Source organism: Parahaliea mediterranea, from assembly GCF_017255185.1.
Classification (GTDB): domain Bacteria; phylum Pseudomonadota; class Gammaproteobacteria; order Pseudomonadales; family Halieaceae; genus JAFKCZ01.
This window is the reverse complement of sequence record NZ_JAFKCZ010000007.1, coordinates 50,642-68,600: the sequence shown is the minus strand read 5'-3', so window position 1 is coordinate 68,600 and position 17,959 is coordinate 50,642. Positions and strand designations below refer to the sequence as shown.

Sequence of the window (17,959 nt, the reverse complement as noted above, 5' to 3'; positions counted from 1 at the left end):
CCGCCATGCTGACACCGCCCGCCGCGTTTGTGAATCCCGTCTTGCTGGCTGATAATAGCCGCCGAGTCCGCCGGGCGGCCGCCGATCGTCCGCCACCCGACATCACCCAGGCCAATCCGCGAGAACTATGCTGAGCTATCCAGAGATAGACCCCGTCGCCTTTTCCATCGGCCCCGCCAAGGTACACTGGTACGGCCTGGCCTATCTGGCGGGCCTCGCCTTTGCCTGGTGGCTGGCGGTGCGCCGCAGCGCGCGCCCCGACAGCCCGGTTTCCCGGGAGCAGGTGGACGACCTGATTTTCTACGGCGCCCTCGGCGTGGTCCTGGGCGGGCGCATCGGCTACGCCATCTTCTACGGCGGCGAGCACCTGGCCAGCGACCCCTCCTGGCTGCTGCGCGTGTGGCAGGGCGGCATGTCCTTCCACGGCGGTTTCCTCGGGGTCCTGCTGGCCATGTTCCTGTATGCGCGACGCCACCGCATCCGTTTCGGGGCGCTGATGGACTTTGTCGCGCCGCTGGTGCCGGTGGGCCTGGGGCTGGGCCGGCTGGGTAATTTCATCGGCCAGGAGCTGTGGGGCCGCGCGGCGGACGTGCCCTGGGCGATGGTGTTCCCGCGGGATCCGCTGCAGTTGGCGCGCCACCCCTCCCAGCTGTACCAGTTCGCCCTGGAGGGCGTGGTGCTGTTCGCGCTGCTGTATTGGTATTCCTCGCGGCCGCGGCCCACCTGGGCGGTGGCCGGCCTGTTTTCACTCGGCTACGGTTGCCTGCGCTTCGTCGCCGAATTTTTCCGCGAACCGGACGCCCACCTCGGGTTCCAGGCCTTCGGCTGGATGACCCGCGGACAGATACTCTGCCTGCCGATGATCGCCCTCGGCATCTACCTGATGTGGGACGCCCACCGCCGCGCCGGCGGCGCCAAGCACGTGAAGGACGCCAGCACATGAAGCAGTACCTGGACCTCTTGCAGGACATACTCGACAGCGGCCAGCGCAAGGAGGATCGCACCGGCACCGGCACCTGGTCGGTGTTCGCGCGCCAGTTTCGCCACGACCTGGCGGACGGCTTTCCCCTGCTGACCACCAAGAAGCTGCATTTCAAGAGTATCGCCAATGAACTGCTGTGGTTCCTGCGGGGCGATACCAATATCCGCTGGCTCAAGGAAAACGGCGTCAGTATCTGGGACGAATGGGCCACCGAGGACGGTGAACTGGGCCCGATTTACGGCGCCCAGTGGACGGCCTGGCCGACCCGGGACGGCGGCGCGATCAACCAGATCGACTACGTGGTGGACTGCCTGCGCAACAACCCGGACAGCCGCCGCATCCTGTTTCACGGCTGGAACGTGGAGTACCTGCCCGACGAGGCGATGAGCCCCCAGGACAACGTGCGCGCGGGCCGCATGGCGCTGCCGCCCTGCCACCTGCTGTACCAGTTCTACGTGGCCGCCGGGCGCCTGTCGGCGCAGCTGCTGATCCGCTCCTCGGACTCATTCCTCGGGCTGCCCTACAACACCGCCAGCCTCGCCCTGCTCACCACCATGCTGGCCCAGCAGTGCGACCTGGAGCCGGGGGAGATCATCATCACCACCGGCGACTCCCATATCTACACCAACCACCTGGAGCAGGTGCGCGAGCAGCTGGGTCGCGTTCCCCGCGGCCTGCCGCGGCTGGAGATCCTGCGCCGCCCGGACAGCATCTACGATTACCGTTTCGAGGATTTCGCGGTGCACGGTTACGACCCGCACCCCCACATCCCGGCTCCGGTGGCGGTATGACGGTGAAGCTCGGGGTGATCGTCGCGGCGGCGGAAAACGGCGTGGTGGGCCGCGACAACGCGCTGCCCTGGCACCTGCCGGAGGACCTCAAATATTTCAAGCGCATGACCCTGGGCAAGCCCATTGTCATGGGGCGCAAGACCTTTGAGTCGATCGGTCGCCCGCTCCCGGGGCGCCGCAATATCGTGATCTCGCGCAACGCCCACTACCGCGCGCCGGGTGTCGACGTGGTGCCGGATCTCGACGCCGCCCTGGCCCTGGCGGCCGACCAGGCGCTGATCGACGGCGTGGAAGAGCTGATGGTGATCGGCGGCGCCGAGATCTATGCCGCGGCGATCCCCCGGGCCGACCATCTCTATGTTACCGAAGTGCACGCGGAAGTGGCGGGAGATGCCTGGCTGCCGGCGGTGGACTGGCGGGCGTGGCGGGAAGTGTCCCGGGAATTTCACGCCGCGAGTGGACAAAATCCATACGGTTACAGTTTTGTTACATACCGGCGCCACACGGACTAGTAGTTATTAGTTTCACTGGCGGTTGCCGATTATTTTGTTACCTTGATTGACCATTCCCGGCAAATGTGTAACGTAACTACTCAAAAGCTGTTGAGAATTCAGGCGCCTTTCAGCTTTCATTGAAAATGACTAGGCGTTGGGTTTAAATTCTGCCCCTCGGTTTACCGACTCTCACTTTTCCACTATATAGAAGTACCGAGTCACATTTTATTCAGCTCTGATTCACTCTGTTGGAAGGAAGCACAACTCCCATGACTATGCATCGATTGAAGAATGTATTGATCGCTGCATTGGTATCTGCTGGGGCCCTGGTGGGCACCGTGGCTGCCGTGCAAGCCAATACACTTGACTCCATCCTCGAGGTGGGCGAAGCCAAGAACGACGCTGCGCGCCAATCGCAGCAAAAAATTGATCGCCTCGCGGACGAGACCCGCGACCTGCTGAACGACTACAAAACGGTCAACAAGCAGATCGACGGTCTGAAGGTATACAACGCCCGTTTGCAGAAGCAGATCGACAACCAGATCGCCCGCATCGGCGACATCGATGAGTCCATCGACCAGGTGACCGTGATCCAGCGCCAGATGACCCCCCTGGTCATCCGCATGATCGACGGCCTGGAAAAGTTCGTTGAGCTGGATGTCCCCTTCCACATGGAAGAGCGTCAACAGCGTATTGCCTTCCTGCGCGCCAACCTGGATCGTTCCGATGTCAGTGTGGCCGAGAAATTCCGCCAGGTGCTTGAAGCCTACAAGATCGAAGCCGAGTACGGTCGCAAGCTCGACGCCTACAAGGGCAGCGTGGAAATCGACGGCGTGGAGCGCGACGTGAACTTCTTCCGCGTCGGCCGCATTGCGCTGCTGTATCAGACCACCGATACCGAAATCTCCGGTGCCTGGGACCAGGGCTCCCGCAGCTGGGTGTCCCTGGACCGCGGGGAATACCGCAACGCCATCATGAAAGGCCTGCGTATCGCCCGTAAAGAAGCATCTATTGATCTGATGAACCTGCCCATCGAAGCGCCGGAGGCTGAATAATGAGCATCAAGTTTGTAAAAGCCGCCGCCCTTGCCCTGAGCGGTGTTCTGACAATGTCCGCGGGCTCCGCGCTCGCCCAGGAGCCGCAGTCCCTGGAGCAGCTGCTGGAGTTTGTGAAGCAGGGCCAGGTCACCGAGGCCCGTGAGAACCGCCAGCGCGAGCAGCGTTTCAACCAGGCCAAGGCCGAGCAGGCCAACCTGCTGAAGCAGGCGGAAGCCGAGCGCACGCGCCAGGAGCAGCTGTCCAGCGAACTCGAGAACACCTTCGAGGAAAACGAACTGCTGGTCGCCGAGAAGCAAAAATTGCTGAAAGAGCGCCTGGGTACCCTGGCGGAGCTGTTCGGCCACCTGACTTCCACCGCCGGTGACCTGTCCTCCAATCTGGAGAACTCCCTCACCAGCGCCCAGTACGGCGATCGCACCGAGTTCCTCGACAGCCTGATCAAGAAAATGAGCGGCAGCGACAAACTGCCGAGCATCGAAGAGATCGAGCGCGTGTGGTACGAGCTGCAGCGCGAAATGGTCGAATCCGGCAAGGTGGTGACCTTCAGCGCCGAAATCGCCAAGCCCAACGGCGACAAGGTCGACACCCAGGTTACCCGTATTGGCTCGTTCAACGTGGTTTCCGAGGAAGGTAAGTACCTGACCTACGTGCCCTCCAAAGGCACCCTGGAAGAACTGGCCCGCCAGCCTTCCGGCCCCTACCAGGGCTGGGCCAGCGAGCTGGTCGCCGCCACCGGTGGCGAGGGCTTCCACAAGTTCGGTGTTGACCCGACCGGTCCCACCGGCGGTTCCTTCCTGGCGGCGCTGATCAACAGCCCCAACCTCGAGGAGCGCTGGCACCAGGGCGGCTACATCGGTTACGCCATCACCGCGGTGGGTGTGTTCGCCTTCCTGCTGGCCATCTGGCGCCTGATCGTCCTCACCGGTGTCGGTGCGAAGGTGAGCAGCCAGCTCAAGTCCGACAAGGCCAACGCCAACAACCCGCTGGGCCGCGTGCTGAAAGTGCACGAGGACAATCCCAGCATGGATACCGAAACCCTGGAGCTGAAGCTCTCCGAGCAGATCCTCAAGGAAACTCCCAAGCTGGAAAGCGGTCTGACCCTGTTGAAGATCATTTCCGCGGTGGCCCCGCTGATGGGTCTGCTGGGTACGGTGACCGGTATGATCATTACCTTCCAGGCAATCACCATCTTCGGTGCGGGCGATCCCAAGGCGATGGCCGGCGGTATCTCCGGCGCTCTGGTGACCACCGTTCTCGGTCTGCTGGTGGCGATCCCCACCGTGCTGCTGCACACCATCGTGAATGGCCGCGCCCAGCGCATCATCCACGTGCTGAACGAGCAGAGCACCGGCATCATCGCCGAGCACACCGAGGGCAACCAGGGGAAATAATATGTACTGGTTCGATAGTGCTTACGAGGCCGTCTCCCGCTTCATGGACATGGGCGGGAACGTACTCTGGCTGATCGCCATCCTGCTATTTGTGATGTGGGCACTGATTTTCGAACGGGTCTGGTACTTTAAAGCCGGGTGGAAGAAAGACGTGGCCAAGGCCATTTCCACCTGGGAGGGGCGCCCGGAACGTAAGTCCTGGGCAGCCCACCAGATTCGCGACAAGCTCATTTCCGAAGCACGGATGCAGATCAACCAATATCTGCCCGTTATCAAAACCCTGGTGGCGCTGTGCCCCCTGCTCGGGTTGTTGGGAACGGTGACCGGGATGATCGAGGTGTTCAACATCATGGCGGTTACCGGTGGTGGTGACGCCAAATCCATGGCTGGCGGTGTTTCGCGGGCCACTATCCCGACCATGGCCGGCATGGTAGCGGCTCTGTCCGGGGTATTTGCCAACACCTACGTCACCCGGGTTGCCCAGCGCGAAAGCGAGTTCCTGGAAGACAACCTGACCACCGATCACTAAGAGAGCAATTGCAATGCGCAGGAACAATCAAGCAGCTGCGGAAGACGAAGCCCAGATCGACCTGACGCCCATGCTGGACGTCGTGTTCATCATGCTGATCTTCTTCATCGTGACCGCCTCCTTCATCAAGGAAGCCGGTGTCGAGGTGAACCGTCCCGAGGCTTCCACGTCCAATCCCGTGGAAAACGTGAACATCCTGGTGGCGGTGAACGCCAATAACGAAATCTGGATGGACAATCGCCGCATCGACGTGCGCGCGGTGCGCGCCAACATCGAGCGCCTGCACGCCGAGAACCCCAAGGGCGCGGTCGTCATCCAGGCGGACAACAAGTCCAACACCGAAACGGTGGCTGCGGTACTCGACGCCGCGCGCGAAGCCGGTGTCTACGACGTGTCCCTGGCAACCGAAGATAAATAGTGCGTTATGAATAGTAATCCCATCAGACTGATTCTCGGTGCGCTACTGGCCATCCCGGTGGCTGGCGGTCTGTTCTTCATCATGCAGTACCTGATCGCCACCGCCGACCCTGAGATCGATGACAAAAAACAGCGCAAGCTGGCTGATATCCACATGCCGGAGCGCGAGATCGATACCCAGGTCAAGGAGCAAAAGCCCGACAAGGTCGACGATCCCGAGGAACCGCCGCCGGATCTCGACACGCCGGACATGGACATGGACATGAACACCGAGGTGGTCAACACCGCGCCCCAGCAGCAGGTGGCCATCGAGATCAGCTCCAGCGGCATGGCGGCCACCGATGGCGAGTACCTGCCCATTGTGAAGGTGGCTCCCATCTACCCGCGTCGGGCCCAGACCCGCGGCATCACCGGTTACTGCATTGTGGAGTACACCGTGACCAAGTCCGGTTCGATCCGCGACCCGCAGCCGGTCGACTGCCAGCCCTCCGGCGTGTTTGAACGCGCCTCTGTCAAGGCGGCCGAGAAGTTCAAGTACAAGCCCCGCGTGGTCGATGGCGAAGCCATCGAAGTGGCGGGCGTACAGAACAAGTTCACCTACGAGTTGGAACAGTAAGCGGGTGATGTGCTATGAAAATGTTTAAGCCCCAAACCTGGCTCAGGCCCGCCCTGCTGGCGGTGCCCGTGGTCGCGGTCCAGGTCGCGGTGTCCCAGATCCAGTCGGACCTCGGATTCAGCGCCCTGTCATCCGCCGTCGCCCAGGAAGAACCCAAAGGCGACCAGCGCGAAACCCGCCGCACCCCGGCGCTACGCAACAAGGTCTACGAAAAACTGGCGGAGGCCCAGACCGCCGCCGAGGCCAAGGACATGGCCACCGCCGCCAAGGTTCTCGACGAAATGCTGGCGGGCCGCCGCGACAATGAGCTCAACAGCTACGAGCTGGCCAACGTGTACAACCTGTACGCGTTTATCCACTACTCCCGGGAAGACTATGACAAGGCCCTGCAGGCCTACGAAAACGTCATCAAGCAGCCCGACATCCCCCTGGCGATGGAGATCAACACCCGCTACACCGTGGCGCAGTTGTACTTCGTGCAGGAGCGCTGGAAAGAGGGTATCGACGCCCTGAAAAAGTGGTTCGCCATGACCGAGAAGCCCACCGCCAGCGCCTACGTGCTGATGGCCCAGGGCTACTACCAGATGAAGGACTACGACCAGTCGCTGACCAACGTGCAAAAAGCCATTGGCATGTACCGGGAAGGCGGCAAGGTACCCAAGGAGCAGTGGCTCAACCTGGCGCGCTTCCTGTACTTCGAGAAGAACGACATCAACAACGCGGTGGCGGTGCTCGAGGAGTTGCTGACGCACTACCCGAAGAAGCAGTACTGGGTACAGCTGTCGCACATGTACGGCGAGCAGAAGAAAGAGACCGAGCAGCTGGCGGCAATGGAGACGGCCTACGTCCAGGACATGCTGGATAAGGGCACCGAGAAAGTCACCATGGCCTACCTCTACCTGAACGCCGAGGTGCCCTACAAGGCCGCCAAGGTGATGGACGAGGGGCTGGACGGCGAGGCGATCGAGGACACTTCCAAGAACTGGGAGATCCTGGGCAACGCCTACCGCCAGGCGCAGGAGGTGGACAAGGCCATCCCGGCGATGGAAAAGGCCGCGGCCAAATCCGACGACGGCGAGCTCTACACCCGGCTGGGTAACATCTACCTGGACGGCGAGGAGTACGGCAAGGCCATCGACGCCATCAACAAGGGCCTGCAGCGCGGTGGTGTGAAACGCCCCGACCAGGCGCGATTGGTGCTGGGCATGGCCTACTTCAACGAGAAGCAGTACGCCAAGGCCCGCGAGGCCTTCCAGGCCGCCGGCCGCGACAAGCGTTCCGCCAAGTTCGCCGAGCAGTGGATCAAGTACATGGATTCAGAGCTCGACCGGCAGAAGAAGCTGCGCGAGGGCTAAACCCGCGCGGCGACACCCTCGACTGGCGCCGCCCCGGCGGCGCGCAGCACATAAAAAAGGAGCCCTGGGGCTCCTTTTTTATGTGCTCGGCGGCGAAGGGAAGCCCGCGCCGCCGCCAGCGTCAGAGTGCTACGACATTCTCGGCCTGGGGGCCTTTCTGTCCCTGAGTTACGTTGAACTCGACTTTCTGGCCATCCGCCAGCGTTTTAAAGCCATCGCCCTTGATCGCGCTGAAGTGAACGAAGACATCGGGACCACTTTCGCGCTCGATGAAGCCAAAGCCCTTGGTCTCGTTAAACCACTTGACGGTGCCTGTTTCTGTAGACATATGTGTTACCTGTATTACATAGGCGCCTCCACTGGGCGCCAGTTGATTAATCATTATTTATGTTCAACGAACCGAGGTACTTTAGGGGAACTTCGACCGCTTGCATAAATACTGCTGATTGCTCAGCTTCTTTGAGTGTATCACCGCTTTCGGAAGCTTGAATGGCCTGGCCAGCAATTAATTTGGGAATATTGCGGCTTTTTTGTCCATCGCTTCAGCCCGGATTCATTTCTCCCGGTAAGCTGCCACTTGAATTTTGAGTCTCTGGGTGGTCCATGCGCGTACTGTTGGTGGAAGACGACCTGCAACTGGGGGAGTCGCTGGAGGCGGCGCTGGGCCTGGAAGGCTACGCCGTGGACTGGCTGGTCTCGGGGGAGCCGGTGCGCGCCGCGCTGATGTCAACCCCCTACGACCTGCTGGTGCTGGATCTCGGCCTGCCGGGCGTGCCGGGCATGCAGGTACTGCGCCAGTTGCGGGCCGACAAGCACACTTTGCCCGTGCTCCTGTTGACCGCCCGCCGGACCCTGGCGGACAAGGTGGACGGTCTCGATGCAGGTGCCGACGACTACCTGACCAAGCCCTTTGAAATGGACGAGCTGTTCGCCCGCCTGCGTTCGCTGCTGCGCCGCGAGGGCGCGCACAGGGGCGTACTGCTGGAGGCCTCGGGCATCGTCGTCGACCCGATCGGCCGCACCGTCAGCCATCGCGGCGAGGCGCTGACCCTGACCGCCCGCGAGTTCGCCATCCTCGAAATCCTGGTGCGCAACGCCGATCGCTTCGTGTCCCGCGCTCGCCTGGAGGAGGGCATCTACAGCTGGGGCGAGGAGGTGGGTTCCAATACGGTAGAGGTCTATGTGTCGCGCCTGCGCAAGCGCTTCGGCAGCGGCGTCATCGAGACCATGCGGGGCGTGGGCTACAGGATCGCCCGGTGAGCCGCTCGCTCAAGCGCCGCCTGTTGTGGATTTTGCTGGGGCTGATCCTGGTGTCCTGGATAGGTTCCGCGGCGGTGACCGCCTTCTACGCCAGCCGGGTGCTCCTGGCCCAGGTGGATCGTCAGCTCGAGCAGTACGCCGACCTGGTCAATTACATCACCCAGGTCTACGAGCGCCAGCTGGAGGCCGGTGTGCCAGTTAGTGAGCCCTTGCTAACCGGCGTGCTGGAGGAGCGTTTCGAGCACCCCCTGATCGTGGAAAACGCCGCCGCCACCGGCGTCTCGCCGGCGCTCAATATCTGGTGGGGGGGGCAATTGCTGGCGGTGCTGCGGGACTCGCCGCGCTTCGCGCGCCCCGAGACGGCGGGCTTCTCCTTCCGCCAGCGCGAGGGGCGCAGCCGGTGGCGCCTGCTGGCCCGGGAAGCCGACCCCTCGGGTCTGTGGATCGTGGTGGGCATCGACCTGGACCAGGCCCGCTGGTCGCTGTGGGGCAGTCTGTCGCGGGTGCTGTTCCCGCTGCTGTTTGTCCTGCCCCTGACCCTGGTGGTGTTGTATTTTGGCGTGGAACGGGGCCTCGGTCCGCTCAAAGCCCTCGCCGACCAGATCAGCCGCCGCAACCCCCGCGCGCTCGATCCCTTGCGGCCGGCGTCGGTGCCGGCGGAGCTGGACCCGGTGGTGGCGGCCCTCAACGATCTGCTGGAACGGCTGGCGGCGGCCCTGGAATCGGAGCAGCGTTTCACCGCCAACGCGGCCCACGAGTTGACCACGCCGCTGGCCGCGATCAAGACCGAGGTGCAGTTGTGCCAGCGCCTGCTGACGGATGCGCAAGCGCGGCCCATGTTGGAGCGAATCGCCGCCCGAGTGGACCGGGCGCACCACACGGTGGAGCAGTTGCTCACCCTGGCCCGCCTGGATCCGGCGTCGCCGCTGCCGGACGCGCCGGTGGCGATGGCGCGCCTGCTGCGCGAGGTGGTGGCCGAAACCGCCCACCTGGCGGCGGAGCGGGGTCTCGCCCTGCGCCTGGAGCGGGTGGATGCCGCCACTGTCGGCGGCAATGAGGAAGCGCTGGCCATCCTGCTGCGCAATGTGCTGGTGAACGCCCTGCGCTACGCCACTGACGGCAGCGAAGTGGAGGTGACACTGGTGCGCGAGGCGGGCGCGGTCACCCTGTCAGTCAGTAACGACTGCGAACCGCTGGCCGCCGATGAATTCCAGCGCCTTACCCGGCGTTTCTACCGGGTTCCCGGCAGCCGGGGCCTGGGTGCCGGCCTGGGTCTGTCGATCGCGGCGCGGGTGGCCGATCTGCACGGAGCGCGGTTCCGGGTGGGGCCCGGCGCGGGGGGCAGGGGCTTTGTCGCTACTCTGCGTATGGCCCTCTAGCGCAGGGGGGCGTGGGCGGCGCCGACCAGGCCGGGGTGGGCGTTGGTGATGACGTATACCGGCACCGCCGACAGGTGGTCGCGCATCGCGCCCTTGGCGGCCATGCGCTCGAGGAAGGCGCTGTCGCGAAGGAAGGGAATCATCCGCGGCACGATGCCGCCGGCCAGGTAGAGGCCCCCGTAGCTGCCGGTGGCGAGGATGAAATCGCCGCAGGCGGAACCCAGCATGGCACAGAAGCGCTCCAGCGCGGCCGCGCACAGGGGGTCCGAACCCGCCAGCGCGCGACTGGAAATCTCCGCCGGGGAGCGCGCCACCACCGCTTGCCCGCGCAGTTCGGCGAGGGCTTCATAGAGGCGTTGCAGCCCGGGCCCCGAGACCAGCAGCTCGCTGTAGATATTGCCGTGTCGCGGCAACAGCAGGCGGAACAGGTCCAGCTCTTCCTCGTCCGCCGGCGACAAGCCCATGTGGCCGGGTTCGCAGGCGCAGGCGAGATGGCCCCCGCGTGTTTCTTCCACCGTGGCCCCGCCCAGTCCGGTGCCCGGCCCGACCACCGCCAGTCGGCGGCTGACCCCGGGATCGCCGGCGCGCAGCTCCTCCCGGTCCGCGGCCCGCAGGTAGGGCAGGGCGTAGGCATTGCCGGTGAAGTCGTTGATCCAGTCCACCCGCTGCATATGGAAGCGCCGGGCCAGGTCGCGGCAGGAAAAGGACCAGTCGAGGTTGCTCATGGACACGCGGTCGTCGCCGGGTGGCGCGGCGATGGCAATGCAGCTGCTTTGCGGCGGCGCTTCGTCCAGGTGCGACAGCCAGTCGGTGATCACGCCCTCGATACCGGAATACTCGCGGTTGATATAGGTCGCCAGGGCACGGAACTCGTCGCGCCTGGCGTCGTACAGGGCCAGGCGGGTATTGGTGCCGCCGACATCCGCCACCAGTCGGGTGGCGAGGGAGAGTTTGCTGTTCATGATACCGGCAGAATCTTCATGATATTGGTGGAGCCCGGGCGACCCATGACCTCGCCCCGTGTCAGCAGGATAGAGTCGCCCTTCTGCAGGTAGCCCCCGTCCATCAGGAACTCGATGGCGCGGGCGTCGATGTCGGCCTGGTCGAACACGTCGGCGTCGAAGTACAGCGGGATAACCCCGCGGCACAGGCAGAGCTTTTGCAGGGTCCCGCTCTGGTTGCTCAGGCCGAAAATCGGCAGGCCGGAACTCAGTCGCGACATCAGCAGCGGCGTGGTGCCGGATTCGGTGAGGCAGGCGATGCCGCGCACATTGGGGTAGTGGTTGGCGGCGTAGATCGCCGACATGGCAATGGTTTCCTGGGCGCTGGAGAATTGCTTGTCCAGGCGGTAGCGCGAGGTGCGGGCCACCGGGTGGCGCTCGGCGCCCAGCGCCGCCTCGGACATCGCCTGCACCACCTCCTCGGGGAACCCGCCCACCGCGGTCTCCGCCGACAGCATCACGGCGTCGGTGCCGTCCAGCACGGCGTTGGCCACGTCGAAGACTTCCGCCCGGGTGGGCAGGGGATTGTTGATCATCGACTCCATCATCTGGGTGGCGGTGATCACCACCCGGTCGCGCTTGCGGGCCCGGGAAATCAGGTCTTTCTGGATACCGATCAGCTGCGCGTCGCCCACTTCGACCCCGAGGTCGCCCCGGGCCACCATGACGCCGAAGCTGGCTTCCAGGATGCGGTCGAGGGTGTCGGTGTCGGCGACCACCTCGGCGCGCTCGATCTTGGCGATGATGGCCGGCGACAGGCCGTGATTGCCCAGCAATTCGCGGGTCTGGTGGATATCCTCGGCGCTGGACACGAAGGACACCGCGACGAAGTCCGGCTTCACGCCGGCCAGGCTGTCGATGTCGGCGATGTCTTTGGTGGTCAGGGCCGGCGCGGCCAGCCCGCCCCCCAGGCGGTTGATGCCCTTGCGCGAGCCGAGCTTGCCCCCCTGCAGTACCGTGCAGTCCACCGCGCTGGTTTCCACGTCGTCCACCCGCAGGCGCAGGCGGCCGTCGTCGAGCAACAGGGTGTCGCCACGGCTCACGTGGTCGCAGAGGTCGCGATAGTCAAGCCCCACCGCGGTGGCGGTGCCTTCGCCCTCGCCGACCGACAGGTCCAGGCGAAAGCGGTCGCCCGCGGCGAGCTCCACCGCGCCGTCGCGGAAGCTGCTGATGCGGATTTTCGGGCCCTGCAGGTCGGCCAGGATGCCCACGTAGCGGCCGGCCTCGGCGGCCTGCTTGCGGATACGCCGGGCGACCGTGGCGTGGTGCTGCGCCGAGCCGTGGCTGAAATTGAGTCGAAAGACGTTGACGCCGGCGGCTATCAATTTGCCCAGCATGGCCTCGGACTCGCTGCCGGGACCGATGGTCGCCACGATCTTCGTGCGGCGGTTTACCTTGGGTGTCACTCTCCAGTCCTTTTCATGGGGGGCGGTGTTTTTCGCGGGGGCCGGAGCGCCTGTCGTTGTCGGTGCTCGTATTCGGCCGGCGGCATATTGTATCCGATAGGATAATGCCCTGTTCGGTCGCGGACTGCTACCCGTGGGCCGCCGTCACCGGCGCTCAGTCGCCATCGGGCTGCCGCGCGGCCCTCCGTGCTATCGCGTCGCGGGCGAGATCGGGAAAGTCGGTGAACAGGCCGTCCACCCCCACGGTATCGATGAACAGTGCCAGCAGCTCGTCGAAGTCCGCGATTCCGGTGGGCAGCTGGTCGCGGCGAAAAGTGTAGGGGTGCACCGCCAGGCCCAGGGCGTGGGCGCGATCGACGAGATCGGTAACGACGGCCTGGCCCCGCGCGTCGCGACCCCGGTAGATGTGCATCAGCCAGGGTCCGATGCCATCGGCGTAGGTGGCCACGTCCCGCAATCCCTCGGGGCTGCGCATCGCGTCGTAGTCCACCGCGCTGTCTTCGCCCCAATCGTTTTCGCCGATCAGTTGAATCAGCGGCAGCGGGGTTTTTCCCTCCTCCTTGAGCTGGCGCAGGGTGGCGTCGTCGAAGCACTGCAGGTACACCTGTTCGGGCCGGTCCGCGTAGCCCTTGGCCGCCAGTACCGCCAGTACCTGGTGGGTGATGTCCCAGCCCGCCGCGCGGTGGAAGCGCGGGGCCTTGAACTCGATGTACAGCCCGGTGCGGGTGCCGCGGCTGCGGTCCAGCCCGGCGATAAGGTCGATTTCCTCGGCCAGGGTGGGGACCGACAGATCCAGCGGGATCAGCGGGAAGCGGCCGGGGAATACCGCCTCTTCCTCGCCCGCCGCGTTGCGCTGGCTGCGCTCGTGCACCCGCAGCTGGCGGATTTCGTCGAGCCTGAAGTCGATGGCGTAGTAGCGGCCGTCGTCCCGGGCGCGGCCGGGGAAGCGCCGCGCCACGTCGGTGGTGGTGTCGAGGTGGATGTCATGTAGCACGATGGGCACGCCATCGGCGCTCAACACCACGTCCTGCTCGATGTAGTCCGCGCCCATGGCGTGGGCCATGGCCTTGGCGGCCAGGGTGTGCTCCGGCAGGTAGCCGCTGGCACCCCGGTGGGCGATGACCAGCGGCGCGTCCGGCTCAGCCGCGGCCAAGGTCGCGGCCCCGCAGAGGATGGACAGCAAAATAACCGGCCGCAACAGGCCGGACAGCCCCCTGCCCGTCGTCAACACCGCGCGCGCTCAGGGCAGCGCCGCCAGCCAGGCGTTGTCTTCCATCCATTTCTTGCGCAGCTGCGCCAACAGCCCGATCTTGGTGTAGGCCTCGAGATAATTGTCCACCAGGTTGTGAAACTCGGGATCGCCCTTGGCCACGGCGATGCCGATGGGTTCCACGGTCAATGGGCGTTCCAGGGTCACCAGGCCGGCGTCGGGGAAGCGCAGGACGGAGAGCAGGCACACCGGCATGTCCGCGACCATGCCATCGGCATCGCCGTCCATCACCATGCGCACCGCCTCGTCGTAGTGGGCCACCTCGATCAGCCGCGCTTCCGGCGCTGCCTCGCGCACGAAGCCCGCGCTGGTGGAGTTTTTCAGGGCCGCCAGTGTCAGTTCCTCGCGGTTGAACTGTTCGCCGTTGGATATCCGGGCCAACACGGAATCCCGGGCCAGGATCGATTTTCCGGACATCATATAGGGTCCGATGAAAGTGGCCTGTTCGCTGCGCTCGGGGGTGATGGCCATGTTCGAAACCACCATGTCGATACGCTCGTCCTCCAGTGCCGTCATCAGTTCCGCGAAGGGCATGACCTTGATTTCCAGCTTGACCCGCATGGCGTTGGCCAGGGCTTTCGCCAGGTCGACGTCGAAACCCATCAAAGCCTTTTCGCGATTGACCATGTTCATCGGCGGTTGGTCCGCGGTCATGCCCACCTTCAGGGTTTTGAAGTCGATCACTCGCTGCAGCGTATCGCCCGCGCTGGCTGCCGGGGACAGGGCGCTGGCGAGCAGGGTCAGGGCGGTGAAGCCGAGGATTTTGAACAAGTTGCGCATGGGGCACTCCCGGTTGGCGGGCGCCTGCGTTGTGACGCCCGGATTGTGGTCGGTTTCAGTGTAGGCCGGGGGGTATGTAAAAACCAATCGGCGGCGGGGCTGGATCAGAATACGCAGTATTTGGCGTAGTCGGCGGCCTCGTTGGCGCTCCAGTCGCCCTTGTCTTTCTCGTCAAGGGACGCGCACCACTCCTCGGAGCCGACGCTGCTGCCGTCGAACACGCAGTGCCGGGCGAAGGTCATGGCGTCGTCTCCGGTCCATTCACTTTTGGATTGGGCTTTCTTCTGTTCGCACCAGGCCTGGCTCCCCGGCTCGTTGCTGCAGGCTGTGAGAAGCGTGATGGTGGCCAGTGCGCCCAACAGGATTCGCATGGGAGGCTTTCTCCTGGGTGGTTTTGTTACAGTATTGCACCGGATTGCCGATTCGGCCACCCGGCCGCGGCGGTCGAAATGCACTATGCTAGCCTAGAGCTGTTTTGCAGGGAGTTTGAGTGACATGACCACAGTACGGTGGATAGCGGCCGGCTTGGCCGCGGCGCTGCTGGCCAGTTGCGCCGCGATTCAATTCAGCTTGCCGGGGGTGGCGCAAGACGGCGATGGCCGCCACCTGCCGGGCAAGGTTGTCTGGCACGACCTGTTGACCGACACGCCGGAACAAACCCGGGCATTCTACGGCGAGTTGCTGGGCTGGGAGTTCGAGGAATTGCCGCTGGGCAATACCAATTACACCCTGATACGCCACCGCGGCCGCGCCATCGGCGGCATGGTGGACCAGAACCGCCTGCCCACCACGGCCGATGTCTCCCAGTGGGTGGTGGTGATCTCGGTCGCCGACGTCGAGCGCGCCGTGGCGGCGGTGGCCGCCGCCGGTGGCGCGGTGATCACCGCGCCCACCTCGCTGGGCGAGCGCGGCGATATCGCGGTGGTCGCCGACAACCAGGGCGCGGTGATGGCCCTGCTGCAGACCCGGGACGGGGATCCGCCGGACCCGGGCGAGGCGACCACGACTGGCGATTTCCTGTGGGACGAGCTGTGGTCAGCGAACCCGGCCGCGGCGCGGGACTTCTATCGCGCCGCGGTGGGCTATACCACGCAGGAGCGCCAGCTGGGCAGCGGCGGGCAGCAGCTCGATTACCATATACTGAGTACTGGTGGCCGCCCGCGCGCCGGTTTGCGGGAGCGTCCCCGGGTGGACATACCGCCTACCTGGGTGAGTTACCTGCGGGTGGCTGACGCGGGCCAGCTGGACGATATCCTGTCGCGGGTGGAAGCCCTTGGCGGCCGGGTCCTGGTGCCCGCCACCGATCGCCCGGCGGGTGGCCGGGTGGCGTTGATCGCGGGGCCCTCGGGCGCGGGCATCGCCCTGCAGACCTGGAGCGATAGCCAAACGCTGGCGGAGGCGGGGCCATGAAGCGAACGATGATCAAAGCCTGGAAAGTTGTGCGTGCCGCGGCGCTGGCCGGTCTGGTGTTGTCGCTGGCGGGCTGTAACGACCCCCATGTCTACGGGAGTATCGGCGTATCCACCGGTTACAGCTCCTGGGGGCACGGCGGCTGGGGCGGCGGTATCGGCACCAGTATCTCGATCGGCGGGCGCATCCGCTGAGGCGCCCGCCGGGCGGCTTGGTGACTATTTCTTGACCTGCATCTTGATGGTCTTCTCGGTCGCCGGCCCGTAGGGTGGCAGCATGCCACCCAGTTTGGCGATATTGGCGTTGGCCTGGCGGAAGATCGACTTGGCGTGGCTGAAGGTCTTGAAACCCTGGTGGCCGTGGTAGGCGCCCATGCCGCTGGGGCCCACGCCGCCGAAGGGCAGTTCCTCCTGCATCACATGCATCAGTACATCGTTGATGCAGGCGCCGCCGGAGGTGGTGCGGGTCAGCACCGCCTCTTCCTCCGCCTTGTCCTCGCCGAAATAGTAGGCGGCCAGCGGGCGCGGGTTGGCGTTCACGTAGGCGATGGTTTCCTCGAAGTCGCGGTAGGTGCGGATCGGCAACAGCGGCCCGAAAATCTCCTCCTGCATCACCTTCAGGTCCTCGGCCGGTTCCGGCACCAGGGTCGGGGCGATTTTGCGGGTGGCGCTCTGCTGGCTGAAATCCTCGTCGGCGGGATTGATGGCAATGACCTGGGTGCCCCGCTCGCGGGCTTCCGCCAGGTAGCCGCTGAGACGCTCATAGTGGCGCTCGTTCACCACCGAGGTGTACTGCGGATTGTCCAGCAGGGTCGGGTACATCGCGCGCACCGCTTTCTGGGCGGCCTCGATGACCTCGTGCAGTTTTTCTTCCGGCACCATCAGGTAGTCCGGCGCCAGGCAGATCTGGCCGGCGTTCAGGGTCTTGCCCAGCATGATGCGGGTGAGGCTCTTATCCAGGTCGGCGCTGCGGGAGATGATCACCGGCGACTTGCCCCCGAGCTCCAGGGTGACCGGGACCAGGTTGCGGGCGGCGGCGGTCATGATATGGCGGGCCACGGAGGTGGCGCCGGTGAACAGCAGGTGGTCGAAGGCCAGCCCGGAAAAGGCCACGCCGACCTCGGGGCCGCCGGTGAACACCGCCACTTCCTTCTCGTCCCAGGCCTCGGCGACCATTTCGGCCATCAGTTCCGAGGTGGCGGGTGTAAACTCCGAGGGTTTGATCATGGCGCGGTTGCCCGCCGCCAGGATGCCCGCCAGCGGGCCGAAGGTGAGGTTGACCGGGAAGTTCCAGGGCGAAATCACGCCCACCACGCCCAGGGGCTGGTACTCGATGCGCGAGCGCGCACCCAACAGGTTGAGCGGGAACATGGTGGGTCGGCGCTCGCCCTTCATCCACCGGCGCAGGTGTTTTTTGGCGTGTTTCAGCGGCGTGATCGAGGCCGCCACGTCGGTCAGCAGGCTGACCTCCCGGGGACGGCAGCTGAAGTCGCTGTTCAGGGCCTCGGCGATCCGGTCCTGGTTGCGGAACAGCACGTCGATGCCCCGCTCGAGCCGGTCGATGCGGGCCGCGGCGGTGACCGCGCCCTCCGCCAGGTAGTCCGCCCGCTGGGCCTCGAGAACCGCGTTCATGTTGGACTCGATATCGCTGTGCGGGGCGGGGGATTCCGGTGCGTTCATGGCGCTTCCTCGGTTGCTGTCCTTATTGGCAACCCAGTATAGTCACGGTCGCGAGCCCCCTTAAGCCCGCCCACCGGTCTATTGTGGCCAAAATCGCCTCTGGCGATCCGGTCACTTGGCAATCTTCCGTCCAGCTGCTAC

The 17,959-nt window shown here is 64.8% G+C and carries 20 protein-coding genes; 13 read left to right on the top strand and 7 right to left on the bottom strand.

What is annotated here, in order from left to right; translation table 11 throughout:
• Nucleotides 1-127: 127 nt before the first annotated feature.
• From lgt to JYP50_RS10575, 9 genes are all read left to right on the top strand, one after another.
• On the top strand, nt 128-943 hold the full coding sequence (lgt, locus tag JYP50_RS10615; RefSeq protein ID WP_206560497.1) for a prolipoprotein diacylglyceryl transferase: 816 nt from the start codon (nt 128-130) through the stop codon (nt 941-943).
• Nucleotides 940-1,773 (top strand): thymidylate synthase, encoded by an 834-nt coding sequence (locus tag JYP50_RS10610; RefSeq protein WP_206560496.1) that lies wholly within the window; start codon nt 940-942, stop codon nt 1,771-1,773. The genes lgt and JYP50_RS10610 overlap by 4 nt, the downstream gene beginning before the upstream one ends.
• The gene (locus JYP50_RS10605) at nt 1,770-2,285 is read left to right on the top strand and encodes a dihydrofolate reductase (protein ID WP_206560495.1); all 516 of its coding nucleotides are present in this window, start codon (nt 1,770-1,772) and stop codon (nt 2,283-2,285) included. The genes JYP50_RS10610 and JYP50_RS10605 overlap by 4 nt, the downstream gene beginning before the upstream one ends.
• A 251-nt stretch (nt 2,286-2,536) precedes the next feature.
• Complete coding sequence (locus JYP50_RS10600) at nt 2,537-3,322, top strand: DUF3450 domain-containing protein (protein ID WP_206560494.1); 786 nt, start codon at nt 2,537-2,539, stop codon at nt 3,320-3,322.
• Nucleotides 3,322-4,716, top strand: a complete 1,395-nt coding sequence (locus JYP50_RS10595) for a MotA/TolQ/ExbB proton channel family protein (protein WP_206560493.1) — start codon at nt 3,322-3,324, stop codon at nt 4,714-4,716. Before JYP50_RS10600 ends, JYP50_RS10595 begins: the two co-directional genes overlap by 1 nt.
• Before the next feature lies 1 nt (nt 4,717).
• On the top strand, nt 4,718-5,245 hold the full coding sequence (locus JYP50_RS10590; RefSeq protein ID WP_206560492.1) for a MotA/TolQ/ExbB proton channel family protein: 528 nt from the start codon (nt 4,718-4,720) through the stop codon (nt 5,243-5,245).
• Between the two features lie 13 nt (nt 5,246-5,258).
• On the top strand, nt 5,259-5,663 hold the full coding sequence (locus tag JYP50_RS10585; protein WP_206560491.1) for an ExbD/TolR family protein: 405 nt from the start codon (nt 5,259-5,261) through the stop codon (nt 5,661-5,663).
• Between the two features lie 6 nt (nt 5,664-5,669).
• A complete protein-coding gene (locus JYP50_RS10580) occupies nt 5,670-6,278 on the top strand; it encodes an energy transducer TonB (RefSeq protein ID WP_206560490.1) in 609 nt (202 codons plus the stop codon).
• A 14-nt stretch (nt 6,279-6,292) separates the two neighbouring features.
• Nucleotides 6,293-7,633, top strand: coding sequence for a tetratricopeptide repeat protein (locus JYP50_RS10575; RefSeq protein WP_206560489.1), 1,341 nt, complete (start codon nt 6,293-6,295; stop codon nt 7,631-7,633).
• Between the two features lie 121 nt (nt 7,634-7,754).
• Here JYP50_RS10575 and cspE read toward each other — a convergent pair whose 3' ends face one another.
• On the bottom strand, nt 7,755-7,961 hold the full coding sequence (gene cspE / locus JYP50_RS10570; RefSeq protein WP_206560488.1) for a transcription antiterminator/RNA stability regulator CspE: 207 nt from the start codon (nt 7,959-7,961) through the stop codon (nt 7,755-7,757).
• 275 nt (nt 7,962-8,236) lie between these two features.
• Here cspE and JYP50_RS10565 point away from each other — a divergent pair, with 275 nt between their 5' ends.
• Together JYP50_RS10565 and JYP50_RS22135 are read left to right on the top strand one after the other, a co-directional pair.
• The gene (locus JYP50_RS10565; RefSeq protein ID WP_206560487.1) at nt 8,237-8,893 is read left to right on the top strand and encodes a response regulator transcription factor; all 657 of its coding nucleotides are present in this window, start codon (nt 8,237-8,239) and stop codon (nt 8,891-8,893) included.
• Complete coding sequence (locus tag JYP50_RS22135) at nt 8,890-10,272, top strand: ATP-binding protein (protein WP_206560486.1); 1,383 nt, start codon at nt 8,890-8,892, stop codon at nt 10,270-10,272. Before JYP50_RS10565 ends, JYP50_RS22135 begins: the two co-directional genes overlap by 4 nt.
• Here JYP50_RS22135 and glk read toward each other — a convergent pair.
• From glk to JYP50_RS21795, 5 genes are all read right to left on the bottom strand, one after another.
• The gene (gene glk, locus JYP50_RS10555) at nt 10,269-11,234 is read right to left on the bottom strand and encodes a glucokinase (RefSeq protein WP_206560485.1); all 966 of its coding nucleotides are present in this window, start codon (nt 11,232-11,234) and stop codon (nt 10,269-10,271) included. The two genes, JYP50_RS22135 and glk, sit on opposite strands and share 4 nt — an antisense overlap.
• Nucleotides 11,231-12,679 carry a pyruvate kinase gene (gene pyk, locus JYP50_RS10550; protein WP_206560484.1) on the bottom strand — a complete coding sequence of 483 codons (1,449 nt, stop codon included), beginning with the start codon at nt 12,677-12,679 and terminating at the stop codon, nt 11,231-11,233. The genes glk and pyk overlap by 4 nt, the downstream gene beginning before the upstream one ends.
• A gap of 154 nt (nt 12,680-12,833) precedes the next feature.
• On the bottom strand, nt 12,834-13,910 hold the full coding sequence (gene glpQ / locus JYP50_RS10545; RefSeq protein ID WP_347136764.1) for a glycerophosphodiester phosphodiesterase: 1,077 nt from the start codon (nt 13,908-13,910) through the stop codon (nt 12,834-12,836).
• 9 nt (nt 13,911-13,919) lie between these two features.
• Nucleotides 13,920-14,729 (bottom strand): transporter substrate-binding domain-containing protein, encoded by an 810-nt coding sequence (locus JYP50_RS10540; protein WP_206560483.1) that lies wholly within the window; start codon nt 14,727-14,729, stop codon nt 13,920-13,922.
• 104 nt (nt 14,730-14,833) lie between these two features.
• The gene (locus JYP50_RS21795; protein WP_241263041.1) at nt 14,834-15,100 is read right to left on the bottom strand and encodes a DUF3012 domain-containing protein; all 267 of its coding nucleotides are present in this window, start codon (nt 15,098-15,100) and stop codon (nt 14,834-14,836) included.
• A gap of 124 nt (nt 15,101-15,224) precedes the next feature.
• Here JYP50_RS21795 and JYP50_RS10530 point away from each other — a divergent pair, with 124 nt between their 5' ends.
• Both JYP50_RS10530 and JYP50_RS10525 read left to right on the top strand, forming a co-directional pair.
• Nucleotides 15,225-16,139, top strand: coding sequence for a VOC family protein (locus tag JYP50_RS10530; RefSeq protein WP_206560482.1), 915 nt, complete (start codon nt 15,225-15,227; stop codon nt 16,137-16,139).
• Nucleotides 16,136-16,333, top strand: coding sequence for a hypothetical protein (locus tag JYP50_RS10525; protein WP_206560481.1), 198 nt, complete (start codon nt 16,136-16,138; stop codon nt 16,331-16,333). Before JYP50_RS10530 ends, JYP50_RS10525 begins: the two co-directional genes overlap by 4 nt.
• Nucleotides 16,334-16,357: 24 nt before the next feature.
• Here JYP50_RS10525 and JYP50_RS10520 read toward each other — a convergent pair whose 3' ends face one another.
• Complete coding sequence (locus JYP50_RS10520) at nt 16,358-17,818, bottom strand: coniferyl aldehyde dehydrogenase (RefSeq protein ID WP_206560480.1); 1,461 nt, start codon at nt 17,816-17,818, stop codon at nt 16,358-16,360.
• Nucleotides 17,819-17,959: the final 141 nt, after the last annotated feature.